At 52.7% G+C, this 14,537-nt stretch carries 15 protein-coding genes; 1 reads left to right on the top strand and 14 read right to left on the bottom strand.

Annotated elements, in window-relative coordinates:
- Positions 1–30 precede the first annotated feature (30 nt).
- The 4 genes from thiC to RUMCAL_RS07685 form a co-directional block, all read right to left on the bottom strand.
- Complete coding sequence (gene thiC / locus RUMCAL_RS07700) at positions 31–1,347, bottom strand: phosphomethylpyrimidine synthase ThiC (protein WP_021682153.1); 1,317 nt, start codon at positions 1,345–1,347, stop codon at positions 31–33.
- An 18-nt stretch (positions 1,348–1,365) separates the two neighbouring features.
- Positions 1,366–2,172, bottom strand: coding sequence for a bifunctional hydroxymethylpyrimidine kinase/phosphomethylpyrimidine kinase (gene thiD / locus RUMCAL_RS07695; RefSeq protein WP_021682152.1), 807 nt, complete (start codon positions 2,170–2,172; stop codon positions 1,366–1,368).
- Positions 2,169–2,810 carry a thiamine phosphate synthase gene (thiE, locus tag RUMCAL_RS07690; protein ID WP_040647529.1) on the bottom strand — a complete coding sequence of 214 codons (642 nt, stop codon included), beginning with the start codon at positions 2,808–2,810 and terminating at the stop codon, positions 2,169–2,171. The genes thiD and thiE overlap by 4 nt, the downstream gene beginning before the upstream one ends.
- 285 nt (positions 2,811–3,095) lie before the next feature.
- Positions 3,096–3,623, bottom strand: a complete 528-nt coding sequence (locus RUMCAL_RS07685; protein ID WP_207636447.1) for an HD domain-containing protein — start codon at positions 3,621–3,623, stop codon at positions 3,096–3,098.
- A 253-nt stretch (positions 3,624–3,876) separates the two neighbouring features.
- Here RUMCAL_RS07685 and RUMCAL_RS07680 point away from each other — a divergent pair, with 253 nt between their 5' ends.
- Complete coding sequence (locus RUMCAL_RS07680) at positions 3,877–5,550, top strand: peptide ABC transporter substrate-binding protein (RefSeq protein WP_021682149.1); 1,674 nt, start codon at positions 3,877–3,879, stop codon at positions 5,548–5,550.
- 254 nt (positions 5,551–5,804) lie between these two features.
- Here RUMCAL_RS07680 and RUMCAL_RS15500 read toward each other — a convergent pair whose 3' ends face one another.
- The 10 genes from RUMCAL_RS15500 to thiI form a co-directional block, all read right to left on the bottom strand.
- On the bottom strand, positions 5,805–5,954 hold the full coding sequence (locus RUMCAL_RS15500; protein ID WP_021682147.1) for a hypothetical protein: 150 nt from the start codon (positions 5,952–5,954) through the stop codon (positions 5,805–5,807).
- A gap of 12 nt (positions 5,955–5,966) precedes the next feature.
- Positions 5,967–6,659, bottom strand: a complete 693-nt coding sequence (locus RUMCAL_RS07675) for a potassium channel family protein (RefSeq protein WP_021682146.1) — start codon at positions 6,657–6,659, stop codon at positions 5,967–5,969.
- A gap of 16 nt (positions 6,660–6,675) precedes the next feature.
- Positions 6,676–6,903 (bottom strand): hypothetical protein, encoded by a 228-nt coding sequence (locus tag RUMCAL_RS07670; RefSeq protein WP_040647528.1) that lies wholly within the window; start codon positions 6,901–6,903, stop codon positions 6,676–6,678.
- Between the two features lie 23 nt (positions 6,904–6,926).
- On the bottom strand, positions 6,927–8,225 hold the full coding sequence (locus RUMCAL_RS07665) for a TrkH family potassium uptake protein (protein ID WP_021682144.1): 1,299 nt from the start codon (positions 8,223–8,225) through the stop codon (positions 6,927–6,929).
- A 134-nt stretch (positions 8,226–8,359) separates the two neighbouring features.
- Positions 8,360–8,923, bottom strand: a complete 564-nt coding sequence (locus tag RUMCAL_RS07660) for a zinc-ribbon domain-containing protein (protein ID WP_040647527.1) — start codon at positions 8,921–8,923, stop codon at positions 8,360–8,362.
- Positions 8,924–9,133: 210 nt separating this feature from the next.
- On the bottom strand, positions 9,134–10,243 hold the full coding sequence (locus RUMCAL_RS07655; protein WP_021682142.1) for a SpoIID/LytB domain-containing protein: 1,110 nt from the start codon (positions 10,241–10,243) through the stop codon (positions 9,134–9,136).
- Between the two features lie 132 nt (positions 10,244–10,375).
- Entirely contained in the window at positions 10,376–11,185 is an 810-nt protein-coding gene (locus tag RUMCAL_RS07650; protein ID WP_051343732.1) for a class B sortase, read from the bottom strand.
- A gap of 36 nt (positions 11,186–11,221) precedes the next feature.
- Complete coding sequence (srtB, locus tag RUMCAL_RS14625; RefSeq protein WP_021682140.1) at positions 11,222–12,571, bottom strand: class B sortase; 1,350 nt, start codon at positions 12,569–12,571, stop codon at positions 11,222–11,224.
- Entirely contained in the window at positions 12,544–13,125 is a 582-nt protein-coding gene (locus RUMCAL_RS07640; protein WP_021682139.1) for a CinA family protein, read from the bottom strand. The genes srtB and RUMCAL_RS07640 overlap by 28 nt, the downstream gene beginning before the upstream one ends.
- Before the next feature lie 110 nt (positions 13,126–13,235).
- Entirely contained in the window at positions 13,236–14,414 is a 1,179-nt protein-coding gene (thiI, locus tag RUMCAL_RS07635) for a tRNA uracil 4-sulfurtransferase ThiI (RefSeq protein WP_021682138.1), read from the bottom strand.
- Positions 14,415–14,537: the final 123 nt, after the last annotated feature.

Raw genomic sequence — 14,537 nt, 5'->3', positions numbered from 1 at the left:
GTCGCCAGACGCTCTTTGTGCGGTATTGCCTTACGCTTCGTCCGGTGTCAGGGAAACCGATTCCCCGTTCAGAATCTTATTGGAAGTCCGCATTGCACACATTTTTCCGCACATGGAGCAGGTATGACGATCCTGCGGCGGACGGCTCTCGAAATAATCCCGAGCCTTTTCAGGATCGATTGCCTGAGCAAACATGCCCTCCCAGTCGATCGCACAGCGAGCCTTGCTCATGGCGTTATCCCAATCTCGTGCCCCCGGAATGCCCCGTGCCAGATCGGCAGCATGTGCGGCAATCTTCGAAGCCACGATGCCGTCCCGCACGTCCTGCAGATCCGGCAGGCGGAGATGCTCTGCCGGTGTGACATAGCACAGGAAATCCGCACCGCTCATGGCAGCAATGGCACCGCCGATCGCAGCTGTGATGTGGTCATATCCCGGAGCAACGTCTGTTACCAGCGGCCCCAGCACATAGAACGGAGCACCATAGCACAGCCGCTTTTGCAGCTTCATGTTGGCAGCGATCTCGTCCATGGTCATATGTCCCGGCCCTTCTACCATTACCTGTACGTCGCGTTCCCACGCACGCTTGGTCAGGGCACCCAGTTCCACCAGTTCACTGATCTGTCCCGCATCAGTGCTGTCCGCATTGCAGCCCGGACGCAGAGCATCACCCAGACTGATGGTCACGTCATATTTCCGCAGAATGTCCAGCACGTCGTCATAGTATTCGTAGAACGGGTTTTCGTTGCCGGTCATCTCCATCCACGCGAACAGCAGCGAGCCGCCGCGGGAAACAATATTGGTGGTACGCTTCTGCCGCTTGAGAGCTTCCACCGCACGGCGGTTGATGCCGGCGTGAATGGTCTGGAAATCCACACCCTCTTTGGCATGTGCCTCCAGCACTTTCAGGAAGTCCGTTGCCTTGATGTCTGCCAAATCTTTTTCCAGATAGCCAATGGCATCATACATCGGCACGGTGCCGATCATTGCCGGCGACATTTCGATCAGCTGTTTCCGGAAAGTATGGGTCTTTCCGTAGTTGGACAAGTCCATGATCGCTTCGCACTGAAACTGAATTGCCAGCTTGACCTTTTCGAACTCTGCCGTGTAATCGTGGCAATCTCCGGAGATGCCCAGATTCACGTTCATTTTCGTCCGCAGTCCCTCGCCGATGCCATAGGGGTGCAGGCTCTTGTGGTGGATATTTGCCGGAATGCAAATGGTACCCTTTGCCACCCGCTGCCGGATCAGTTCCGGCTCCAGATGTTCTTCCTTGGCAACAGTTTCCATTTCCGGTGTCAGAATGCCCTGTTTTGCGGCATCCATTTGTGTTGCATATGCAGCCATGTATTCTATTCCCTTCTTTTATGTAATATGATCTTTCTTTAAAATTGCATAGTTATGTGCAATCGGTCCGTGTCCGTGTCCCAGCGACAAGCCTGCCGCAATGGCACCGCTGATATACGCCTTTCCGCGGCGGACACTTTCTTCCAGCGAAGCCCCCTGTGCCAGAAAAGATGCAATCGCCGAGGACAGGGTGCAGCCGGTACCGTGAGTGTTTGGGGCATCCGTCCGCTGTCCGGAAAACCACGTGGCAGTGCCCGCCGCATAGAGCAGGTCGTTGCAGCTGCCCATGCTGTGTCCGCCTTTCAGCAGCACGGCAGTGTGATAGGTTTCGGACAGCTGTCGGGCTGCCTGCTCCATTTGCGGCGGCGAAGTGATGCTTGTTCCGGTCAGCTGTTCTGCTTCCGGCAGATTGGGAGTCAGCAGTTCCGCCAGCGGAAACAACTGTTCCGTCAACGCCTGCTGTGCCTGCTGTTTCAGCAGCGGGTCACCGCTGGTGGCAACCATGACCGGATCCACCACCACATGGGGCAGCTGATACTGTGCCACTGCTTCTGCAATGGCGAGGATCTGCGGCGTATCGTACACCATGCCCACTTTGACGGCAGCCGGCGGAATGTCCTCACAGACCGCTGCGATCTGCTGCTTTAAAAATTCTGCCGGAACAGGACAAATGCCCTGCACCCCCAGCGTGTTCTGTGCAGTCAGTGCTGTAATGGCACTCATGCCGAAACAGCCCAGCATGGTCATGGTTTTCAGGTCTGCCTGAACGCCGGCACCGCCGCTGCTGTCACTGCCGGCAATGGTCAAAACCGGAGCAATCGTCATCTTCCCTGCTCCTTCTGCTGAAACGGTGCAGTCAGTTCCCGCATTGCCTGTGCGGCAGCTTCCACGTTCGGCTGTCCGAACACCGCGGAAACTACTGCCACGCCGTCAATGCCGGTATCGTACAGCTTCGGGATATTCTGGGCATTGATGCCGCCGATCGCCACCACCGGAATGGACACTGCCTGTCGAATATCGCAGAGTACATCATGGGGCAGAAAAGTGGCATCGTGCTTGGTCTGGGTGCTGAACACAGCACCACACCCCAGATAAGTTGCTCCGTCCCGTTCTGCCTGTAACGCTTCTGCCACATTGTGGGCACTGGTTCCGATGATCGCCTGATCTCCCAGAATCTCCCGTGCCTGCTGGACTTTCATGTCCCGCTGTCCCACGTGCACGCCGTCTGCACCGAGGATTTTTGCCGCTTCTGCGTCATCGTCGATAATGCAGGGAATTCCCGCATCACGGCACAGCTGCAAAATGGGATATGCCAGCTCAATTCTCCGTTTGGTGGTACAGTTTTTTTCCCGAATCTGAAGCATGGTAATGCCGCCGGCAATGGCACGCTTTACCTGTTCCGCCAGATCTGCCGCCGGTGCAGTCACCGCGTACAGCTGATAGATCATTGGATTTTGTTGCATTGAAATTCTCCTTTCTGTCAGGCAGCACCGCACAAGTTTTTTTGCAGTGCTGCCATAATTTCCTTTTGCCCTAGCAATCTGCCAAAAAATCTGACTACGCACCTTACGCACAAGCTTTGTGCGGTGTTGTCCTAAAGAAAAAGCGTACCGCAAAGGCACGCTTTTCCACAAAATATCGTGTGTCGTTCCCTTCGTTGGCATTATCCAAATCAGGTGCGGTCGAGATGTCTGCATCTCCTCTCAGCCCACGCACAGCAAGCTCCCGTGTATCATGTTGTTCCGGTTTCAGACCGTGTTCGCCGAAGGCTTCCGGCGAAACCGTGCCAGCATGTGCCGGGCACCCAGCCCGAAAAACTCCAGCATTGCCGCATACTTATCCACAAAAGTAATGGCATAGCTTTCCTTATAGTGGGGCATGCGGTGAGTCAGCGGCCACATGTGCTTTTCGATCATGTCCCGTTCCCGCGGGTTCAGGGCAAACCGGACTGCCGCATTCTGCATGGCAACTTCCGGATGATGTGCACTGTGGGACTTCTGGTCGGGAGAATCGGAACGGTCATAGTCCGCTGTTTCATAAAAGTACAGATCATGAAGCAGCCCTGCTCTTGCTGCCGAAACCGCGTCCCAGTGGAAAAAGCGGCAGAGCAGGTAATTGTAATAGGAAACATTCAGGCTGTGCTGAAACCGTGTGGTATAATGATGATGACGAAACTGTTTCAACGCCTGTACGTCTGCATGTTCCAAGATGTCTGCGACCAGCATGTAATATGCCTGCCGCGTCAGTTCTTTCTTCGAGCCTGTTGCATGAAGCAATACACGGCACCGTCCTTTCTGCAATTCCGCAAAGAACCATAGGTGCACCCGTTTGTGCAGCCTACCTCTATTTTAGTGTAACAGATTTCATATGATTTGTCAAGGGAATTTTTATGGCAGCACACAAATCAAAGCATCTCCATTCGAAAAAATCCGACAAAAACCCCATTTGTATCTTGCACAACCTGTTCTGTCATGCTATAATAGAGAAAGCAATATTGTTTTATTTTGTCTTTATCGAAAGGAACGTACTATGTCAGTTCGAAAATCGCTACGCTGTTTCAGCATTCTTCTCGTGGCAGTCTGCACCCTGCCGCTTTGCACCGGCTGTTCCATACCATTTCTGGAACAGGAAGAAAGCGACGGCTCCGGCTATCTGTTTACCGCCAGCCTTGCTGCCAATCCCAAAAGTCTGGACCCCCAGTCTGCCACCGATGCCGCTTCGAAAACCATTATCGAAAACCTCTACGAGGGGTTGGTGGAGCTGGACGAAAACGGCTCCCCGCAGCTGGCGGCAGCGGAAAACTACACCGTTTCTCCGGACGGACTGACGTACACTTTCACGCTGAAAAGCGACCGCTTCTGGTTCTATGATGCCAATGCGGACGATGTCGTGGACGACGACGAAAAGTGGCAGGTCACTGCTGACGACTACGTCTATGCGTTCCAGAGAATCTTTGATCCGCAGACACAATCCCCCTATACCAGCATGTTCTCCTGTCTGCAAAATGCCGACGCGGTGCAGAGCGGACAGCTGGCACCGGAGGAGATCGGTGTCCGTGCTGTCAGCAGTACCGTGCTGCAATTTTCCCTGTCCCGTCCGGACGCGGAATTTTTCAGCAATCTCGCCTCCACTGCCGCCATGCCGTGCAACGAAACCTTTTTCCAGCAGACCAAGGGCAGATACGGACTGGACAAGGATTCTGTTGCCTCCTGCGGGGCATTCTATCTCCGCCTGTGGTTCTACGACCCCTACGGCAACCAGAACCAGATCTTCATGCGTCGCAATTCTGTCAACGCCGAAGCACGGCGGGTGTACCCCACCAATCTGACATTCCAGATTCGGAAAAGCAGCGATGAAAGTGCCGCAGATTTTTCCAACGGCACAGCAGACCTGTTTATCAGCCCTGTTTATCAGGCACAATACATGGAGAGCAGCAACTATGCCGTCACCGCCAGCCGTGCCACTACGCTGGGACTGATCTTTAACCCAAACGATGTTGCTTTTTCCAACCACAAGATTCGCCAAGCCCTTTCCATGGGCATTGACCGTGCCAACATTGGCAAGAACTCCAACGGTGATCTGCTGCCGGCATACGGACTGATCCCGCCAGCAGTCCACTGGAACGGCACTGCATACCGCGACAACTATCCGGAGACACAGACTGCCTATGATGCCGACGCTGCCCTTGCCCTGTTTCAGGAGGGCATGCAGGAGATCGGCAAGGAATCGCTGGATTCCACCAAGATCCTGGTCTGCTCGGCTCTGATGGACTGCGAAAATCTCCACGACATCATTCAGACATGGCAGGAGGTTTTCGGTTTTTACATCGGCATTGAAGAAGTTTCCGAGTCGGACTACTGGAAACGGCTCGCCGACCAGACCTATACCGTTGCAGTCTACGGCATCACCGCCGGTTATGACAGCCCCGCCGGTGTACTGGATCAGTTTTACTCCCGCACCAACCAGTTCTATTATGCCAACGGCTCTGTCGATGCGGCGATCAACGCCCTGCACCAGTGCAGTTCTGCGGAAGCACTGCAGCAGCAGTGTGCACAGCTGGAGCAGACCATTCTGAACGAATTCTGTTTCCTGCCGATCTTCTACAAGAACCAGTACTGCATCACCAAGAGCAGCAACAAGGACATTGGCTACGATCCGTTTTCCGGTGCACTGAATTTCCGGAACGCCAAGCATTTTGAATAGTTCCAGAAATTTCCTTGTTCCCTTTTGGACTCTGCTGCATACAATAAGAATACCAGCAGGGCCTGCTTTGAAATAGATGCTGCTTATCAGCAAAGGGCTGCTGCCGGCAATGTGTTTTCCGCACATGTCGGCAGCAGCCCTTTTTTATGTTTTAAGGCAATACTGAGCAAAGCTTGTGGTAAGATGCGTCGTCAGATTTTTCGGCAGATTACGTGCAAAGCCGTCAGGCAGGCTTTATGCAGTGTTTCCTTAAGTTAATCGGCCCCGCGGTCTTTTTCCCGCAGACGTTTTTCAATGCGTTCCCGATCTCTCTGGGAAATGCCCTTGGTCTGTTTCAGCTTCCGCAGTTCCGCTTCGGTTTTTCCATAGAAGTCCTTGGGATTCCGGTCGTTGTCATTTCGCATATCTGCTGCCTCCTATGCCTTTTTGGTCTTCCAGTTCTGCAAATCATTTTCGAACCGGTTCACCTGATCGTGTCTGCCCACCACTGCCAGAATATCCGGTGCCCGCAGAACAGTCTGCGGCGTGATGTTTACAGTCACTTCTTCGCCACGCTTCAATGCGATGATGTTCAGCCCGTACCGCTGCCGCACATTCATTTCCTGTACAGTCATCTCCTGTGCAGATTCGGGAATGGAAATTTCGGTAATGCTGATGTCGTCGTTCAAGGCAATGTACTCCATAACGCGGGGAGCCAGCAGCCGGTTTGCCAGACGAATCCCCATTTCCCGTTCCGGATATATCACTTCAGCACCGATCTTTTCCAGAACGCTGCCCTGTTCCTCGGTCAACGCCTTGGCAATGACATGGGGCACACCCAGCTGCAAGACGATCATCGAGGTCAGAATGCTCACTGCCAGATTGCCGCCGATACCGATAATGACTGTATCGCAGTTCTGAATGCCCACATTCCGCAGGTTTTCCTTGGACAGATCTGCCATCAGATAGGCGTTGTCCGTAAACGCCACCGCATCATTGATCACCGTTTCGCTCTTGTCAATGACGATCAGGTCTTTTCCGGATTCCGCCAGACGTTTCGCCAGTGCAAAGCCAAACCGTCCCAGTCCGATCACAGCATATAATTTTTCTTTTTTCGAAGAATTTCTCATATTATTCACGCTCCTGTTATAGTAAGGTCAGCAGTGGAGCAATTTCAGACAACGACTTGCCATTGTAAATTTTGTCGGTCATCAATGCCCCAATGCTGTCGTACACTTTTTCAATATCTTCGTAGCTAAGCAAAAATTTGTGTATATGAAACGGGTTAATAAAAATTGTATCATGTTCCGGATAATCCAACAAGACATCATTGGTAAAAGACAATATCACGTCCTGCAATTCCTCTTTTGTCATAACACCTACCTCCATATTTGGAATTATCCCACAGAAATAGTTTCTTCCGGTCTTAAAATCTCGCTGTTTCTTCTGCCCTGCACAATCCACAGCGTTGCCACCGTCAGCGGTCCCAGCCGCCCGATGTACATCGTCAAAATCAGAACCAGCTTGCTCAGACCGGACAGTCCACCGGTCAGCCCGCAGGAAAGCCCCACGGTCGCAAAGGCAGAGGTGGCTTCCATCAGCACCTGAATGAACGAAGCATCTGGTTCCAGCATACACAGCAGAAATGTTGAAACCAGCACCACAGACAACCCCATCAGAAAAATCATCAGAGCCTTATCCCGCACTTCCTGCGAAAACCGCCGCCGGAACACAGTGGGGTGCTGATTTCTGGTATAGGCGATCGCCGACCAGATGCAGACGAACAGCGTGGTCACCTTGATGCCGCCGCCGGTAGAGCCGGGAGCTGCTCCTACAAACATCAGCAGAACCATGCAGAGCAGCGAGGCGTTGGAGAAGTCCCCCAGATCATAAATGGAGAACCCCGAAGTCCGCGTCACGGCACTATAGAAAAAGGACTGCACCCATGTCAATCCATGCTGTGTGGCGTGGAGCAGCAAAGTGCCTACTGTCAGCAGCAGCACAGTCATGGTCAGCACCACCTTGGTGTGCAGCGAAAACCGCCGGAACCGCCGCTTCTGTGCGATGTTCAGCATCACCACAAATCCCAGTCCGCCACAGATCGTCAGTGCCGTGGTCAGCAGCAGCATGGGCACGTGGTTCCGGTACACCGCAAGGCTGCTGCCGCCGATCAGGTCAAAGCCGGCATTGTTGAATGCGGAAACAGAATGGAACACACTGAGCCACACTGCCTTTCCCACCGGATAATCCTGCACAAAAATCGGAAAGGACAGCACGGCTCCCGCACCCTCAATGCCAAATGTCACCATCAGCATTACTTTCAGCAGCCGCAGAATGCCCTGAAAGCTGGGCTGGTTCAAAGATTCCTTGATCAGCGTTCGTTCCCGAATGCCGATCTTCTTGCCGGTCAGCAGAATGATGCCTACACCCAGCGTGGTGATCCCCATGCCACCGATCTGGATCAGCAGCAAGAGGACTGCCTGTCCGAATCCGGAAAGCACTGCATTACACTGAATCGAGGAAAGACCAGTGATGCACACGCCGCTTGTGGCAGTGAACAGGGCATCGATAAAAGACAGCGACTGCCCCGACTGGTGCGAGATCGGCAGCATCAGCAAGCCCGTTCCCAATAAAATCAAAAAGGCGAATCCGGCGGCGATGACACGCCCCGGCGTAAAAAAACGATTCCATCTCATATGCTGTTCTCCTTAAAAGAAAAAGCCGGCACACACTGTCCGTGTACACCGGCTTTTTTCGAAATGCATTCAGTCCAAATCCATCGTCATGCTTCAAACGTCAAAGCCATTTTTCCGAATGCAAAATCACAGGTTTACTGTGCAGTATCTTCTGTTTCTGCACTTTCCGCAGCGGCATCGGTTTCCTCCGAAGAAACCGGTTCGGCAGTGGTTTCATACACCCCTGCCGGTGCAGCCTGAGCCGACTTGCGAGCCTCACGCTCTGCCTGTTCCGCTTCTCTTGCTGCACGGCGTGCAGCCTCTGCTGCTTCTGCCTCTGCTTTCCATTTGCCATAGGACTCGTTCTTATGGCCGCACTCCGGACAGAACTTCTGCCCGTCGTTGACCTTAGAACCGCATTCCGGACAAATGCTTGCGTTGTCCAGCCCTGCAAGCTCCGACTTCAGCACATCGATCTGTGCGATCAGGTCAGAAGCCTGCTGGAACAGACCTTCGTACTGCTCCTCCGGCTGGCACTGGTTCTCCACATAATAGCGGGAACCGATTTCCTGATAAATGGTCTGGAGCGACTCATTACAGCTGTTGATCATGCGGCGTACCCGTGCACGGGCAGTCGCCTTCTTGGAAGTATCTGCAACTTCCCTCGCCATTTTTCCCACGTCGTCGCTCATTTTCCGAAACTGATCACGAAAATCCATTTTATTCTCCTCCACAAAAGCGTTCTGCTGATTTTGATCCGATCATTGTTATTGTATGACAGTCCCCTGCCATTTGATTCCCGAAACACAACTTCAAAGCAACGTTTCAAAACAAGCAGTCTGCCCTATGGTATTATTCGATTTTTTAAGGAAACACTGAATAAAGCTTGTATGTGCAAAGCCGTCAGGCGGGCTTTATACAGCGGTTCCTTATCCGCAAACATATGCGAATCTGGCACTGCGAAGTCCCAGAGTGCTTCTGAATGCGTCGCCGTTTACTGTTTTCTGACCGTCGATGTTTACCGAACGGACATAGCCGCTGTCGCCGACTTCCAGCCGGATCCAGTTGGACGGATTTGCTGAAAGAGAAACGCCATAGGCATTCTGAATACGGGAGCGTACTTCGTCCACAGACATATAGGTGACCACACCATAATAAGGATCGTATTCCGCATCGTATTCACTGGGGACACTGACCAGATAATCATACTGTCTGCCCCAGATGTCTGCCGCACTGGCAGTCGCACCGCCGCTGGATGCACCATAAACTGTCAACGCATAGCTTCCGTCATAATACAGTGCCTGTCCGGCGACTGCGGAAACTGCATCGATCACATTCTGCGGCGGATTCGGTTTCAGGATCACATTGTTGACACTGCCGCCGTTAAACATGATGTATGTATAAGCGGCGATTGCCTGTGCCTTCATGGCTTCCGGATGCATGGTAGAGCTCATCTCGTTGTATACGATCTGAGAAATAATATCCACATAGCTGCCGGTAACACCGTTGGCAGTCACGGTGCTGCCTGCACCTTCCTGCACCAGTGTGGTTCCGGGGAAGTAGTGGAACAAAATCGACTGATAGTCATAACCGCCGTAAGTGGCGTAATTATTCGCACCGTTCTGGCTCATGCCAACACAATGTCCATATCCATAAGTGGTAAATGCAAACTGACCGGCACTGACAGATGCTGCCATAGAGGCGGCTGCACCGATGTTTGCACTGCCCTCTGTGCCGGAAGAACCGATCGGCACGGTGACTTCTTTCAGCGTTGTCGCATTCTGAATTGCCGCAGCCTGTTCTTCCGACGGTGTAACTTCTTCATACTGAACCAAAGATAAGCTGGAATCGTAATCTGAAATTTCAGCTTTCCACAAAGTATCGTCGCTTTCGTTTGCCGCAGTTGTCGTGTCAGTGACAGCAGTACTAGTACCTGCTGTTTCTGTTTCCGGCACTGCATAGGCACTGACGGCACAGGTTCCTGCCAGCAGTGCTGCAACTGCAAGTGCAATACCCATTTGTGGGTAACGTATTTTCATATCAAAACTCCATTTTTACCGACAAAATGCCGGGTAGTAAAAGGCGATTCTCATCGCCCGAAAGCCGCAGACATTGCTGCCGCGGCTTTCTGCTGCACAGCAGTACCGTCTGGGTCAAGCCCTCCGGTCGTGTCACTCCTGTGCAGCGGCGGTTTCACTGCTGCCGCCCTGAATGGTTTTCAGCATGGACGCAGTATCTTCGCCGTCGCGAAGCCGGCGTGCCACGATGACAAACCGTGAGTTATCCTCATCGGAATAGCAGGTGGAGAGCGTCAGCAGGCTGTCCCCATACTGCACGTCAATGGGATTGTCGATCATATTCTTCGCGTTGACAGAACCCATGAAGCTGTCAAATGTGGTCTTGTCGTCCAGTTCCTCCATTTGCCAGTACTTGAAATCTGAATCCGCATTGCCGCTGGTAATAATCAGACCAACCATGACATACGTATAGTCCGCATAGTTGGAGCTGAATGTGATAAACGGTGCTTCCTTGTAATAGGACGGGTTCTGACGGTACTGCCGCAGAGAGCCGAACATGGTGTTGTCTGCCATGTTGTGACCGTACAGGACAATGTTTTCCGACCACTGATCCGGATAGGCACCGAACGAATCAGTGCAGTCCATGAATACAGTGCCGGCACGGAATTCCTGTCCGTCAAAGCCGTGATCCAGATAATATTCATTATCCGCAGTCTGTACCACAGGGTTGTCCACCTGTGTACCGTCAATGGTGATATAACCGACCGTATCCGGATTCTGAGCCAGCAGCTTTTTGGCACGCTCTGTCAGTTCCGGTGCCGCAGTTGCGGCCTCCGTCGGTGCCTCTGTGGCAGGTGCAGAAGTTGCAATGCCCGCATTCTGATCGATCTGTTCTCCGCAGCCTGTGGCAAAGAGAGAAAAGACCAATGCCCCGGCGACTGCACCGATTTGCCATTTCTTCATATTCGAATTCCTCATTTCCATTATCGCCCTTCTGCATCAACCGTAAGGAGCAAAAGGGGCATCAGGGTTGTATGTCTTTTCATTCCACAAATAATACACATTGGGCCATTTGATGTTGGGATTGAGTATGCTGCCGGCGATTCGCTCGTTGGGGTCCTCGCCGTCCCGCACACGCCGTGCCACGATCACCAGACGTGCCGTATCAAAGGCATTATTGCAGGTGGAAAGTGTCAGCAGCTGGTCGCCGTATTTCACATCTACATTCGTGATGCGGAGCGTCCGCCGCTTGACTTCGTTGACATAGTTATAAAATTCCGTTTCATCTGCAAAATCAATTGCGTTCCAGTAGTCAAAACGAGTGTCCGTCGTATCCTCGGCATCTGCAATAAAGTAGCCGAAGATCTTATACTGGTAGGTTTCGTAATTGGAATTCAGCGAGATCAGCGGATGTTCGTCATAATAGTTTTCATCGGTACGGTAATATTTCAGCGTACCAAACATGGAAAGGTCACGCATGTTGTGCCCGTAGATGATCAGGTTGTCCGAATTCGGCGTTTGCAGAGTGCCGTCCTCACCCACGTCATCGAACGAACAGCGGTAGTCCAGAAAGATCGAGCCCGGCTTGGAATCCTCTTTCTGCACATTCCGGTAGAGATAGTACTCATTTCCCGGCTCATCGTCCAGATGGTGCAGCACCGGATAATCCACTTTGGTACCCGGAATCGAGATCCAGCCGTTGATCTCTGAATTCATCGCCAGCAGGTCTGCCGCACCCGGCAGCAGCGTGTAGATCTTTTCCGTAGGTTCTTCTGATTCCGGCTGCGGCTGAGTGAGTTCCGTGGTCTGGGTGGCAAAGTTGGCATGATACGCCGAACCAATGTCATCATACATCTTGTCTGCACGGAAAATGTCCACAAAGTACAGCACGATCAGGACAACGCACACCAGAAACACTGCCGCGGAAAACAGGAAAATACTCTTTCGCACCACTTCGCCTCCCGAATCTCCCCGCTGCGGAAACAGATCCAGCATCTTCTGCCCGAACGTTTTCTTCTTCGGTTTCGGAGACACGCGGGGCGGTGGCGGCGGGTATTTTTCCGGATGTTCTTTCTGGTCTTTGACCTGTCGGATCTGATATGCCACCCGCAGGGAAACCGCTTCTTCTTCCTCTTCCTGTGCAATGTGGAACAGCGTTGTCCGAATCGCCTTGATCTTGTCTTTCGGTTCGCTGGGCGTTTTGCTCTTGGCTTCGCCTTTTTCTGAAGAATCGGTTTCCGGTTCTTCCGGCAGCACAGTCCGGGAACGCTCTGCTCCCCCGGCTTCCGGCGGTGCCGGTGTTTCCGAAGATTCCGCAGATGTTACAGCGGTTTTTTCTTCTTCCTGCATTCTGTTTCCTCCATCAGGATCCGTTCTGCGACACCAAATATGCACACAGCGGCTCCGTGACGGATCTCCTCCCGCGTGTGCAGACCGTATCGCCAAAGCTGCAGGTGCATGACATATTCCTGTTTGCCATACAGGATCCCTGCATAGACTGTTCCCACTGGCTGTTCCGGCGTTCCGCCGCCGGGACCGGCAAGTCCCGTCACTGACAGACACAAATCCGCCTCCGCCTGTGTTCGCAGTCCCTGCACCATGGCAGAAGCCACTTCTGCACTGACCACGCCTTTTTCGGCGATCAGTTCTGCCGGAACGCCCAGCAGCTTGGTTTTCATGCGTTCCGCATAGGTACAAAGTCCCAGTTCAAACACATGGGACGCTCCCGCAACAGAAGTGATCTTCTGGGACAACAGACCGCCGGTACAGCTTTCCGCCGTAGCGACTGTCTGATGTTCTCCATCTAGTAATTGTACAATATGTGCAAGGGTTTTGTCAAGTACTTTTTCTGTATCCTGATAGATACGGCACAATTTTTCTTCATCTAACAACGTATATGCCATATTTCACAGCACCTTTCCATTCCGCCGGTTCGGCAATCACACTTTGTGCGGCGTTTTTCTAAGAAAAGAAAAGTTTCAGAGCCCGTCCCTACAAAAATTTTCTGTGGTTTTTAAGACAGCTCGAACACTTTCATCGTTGTGCCTTCCACAGCCTTGTTGACCATTTCTGTAAAATCGAACTTGCCCTGTGCCTTTTCCACTTCCTCCAGGGACGGTCTGACCTTGGGGTGCTTCGGAGTAAACACGGTGCAGCAGTCCTCATAGGGCAGCGTGGAGGTTTCGAATGTGCCGATCATGCGGGCAGTTTCTACGATCTCGGTCTTGTCCGAACCGATCAGCGGGCGGAATACCGGAATCCTGCTGACTGCATCGGTGCAGGCAATTGCCTGCATGGTCTGGCTTGCCACCTGTCCCACGCTCTCGCCGGCAATCAAGGCAAGGCAATTGTCCTTTGCCGCGATTTTCTGGGCGATTTCCATCATCAGCCGCCGCATGATGACAGTGAAATATTCCTCCGGACAATACTTCTTGATCGCCTCCTGAATCTCCGTAAACGGTACGCAGAAAAAGGCGATGTTTCCGCAGTACGGAGTCAGTTCCTGACAGAGCTGCTCCACCTTTTCCTGTGCACGGTCGGAGGTATACGGCGGGCTGACATAGTGAATGGCAGAAATGTGTACGCCGCGGCGTGCCATACGATAGCCGGCTACAGGGCTGTCGATACCGCCGGACAGCAGGAGCAGTGCCTTGCCGCTGCTGCCCACCGGCAGACCGCCGGCACCTTTGAGATTTGCACCGTGTACGAATGCGTGCGTGTCGCGGATCTCTACCATAACAGTCACGTCCGGATGACGTACATCAACAGACAGGTGCGGATACGCATCCAGCAGAATGCCGCCCAGTTCCGCACAGATCTCCGGCGATTTCAGCGGGAACGCCTTATCTGCCCGCTTTGCCTCTACTTTAAATGTCTTTGCTCCCAGCAGAACTTCTTCCAGATAAGGCACTGCCTTGGCGGAAATGTCCTCCATGGTCTTTTCGCAGACACAGGCACGGCACAGAGCCGCGATGCCGAACACACACTGCAAATGCTCCAGCACCTCGTCCAGATCGATGTCCTCCGACAGCGGTTCCATATAAATGGTGGACTGGGCACGGTTCAGCTTGAATGCACCAAACTTTTTCAGACGGCGACGTAGGTTCTTCATCAGAATGTCCTCGAAAGTACCGCGGTTCAGCCCTTTCAGTGCCATTTCTCCGTATTTTGCCAAAATCAATTCTTTTGCCATTGGTTTTCTCCTTCTATGGAAACACTGCATCAAGCCGCCTGGCGGGGCTTATCCGTGTTTTCCGGTATTTCAGGCAATACCGCACAAAAAGCGTCTGGCGACTTTGCACGCCATCTGCTTGCA

Origin of the sequence: Ruminococcus callidus ATCC 27760, assembly GCF_000468015.1 — a bacterium.
Lineage (GTDB): Bacteria > Bacillota > Clostridia > Oscillospirales > Ruminococcaceae > Ruminococcus_C > Ruminococcus_C callidus.
Note: the sequence above shows the minus strand (reverse complement) of the source record. Positions and strands in the feature narration are given on the sequence as shown.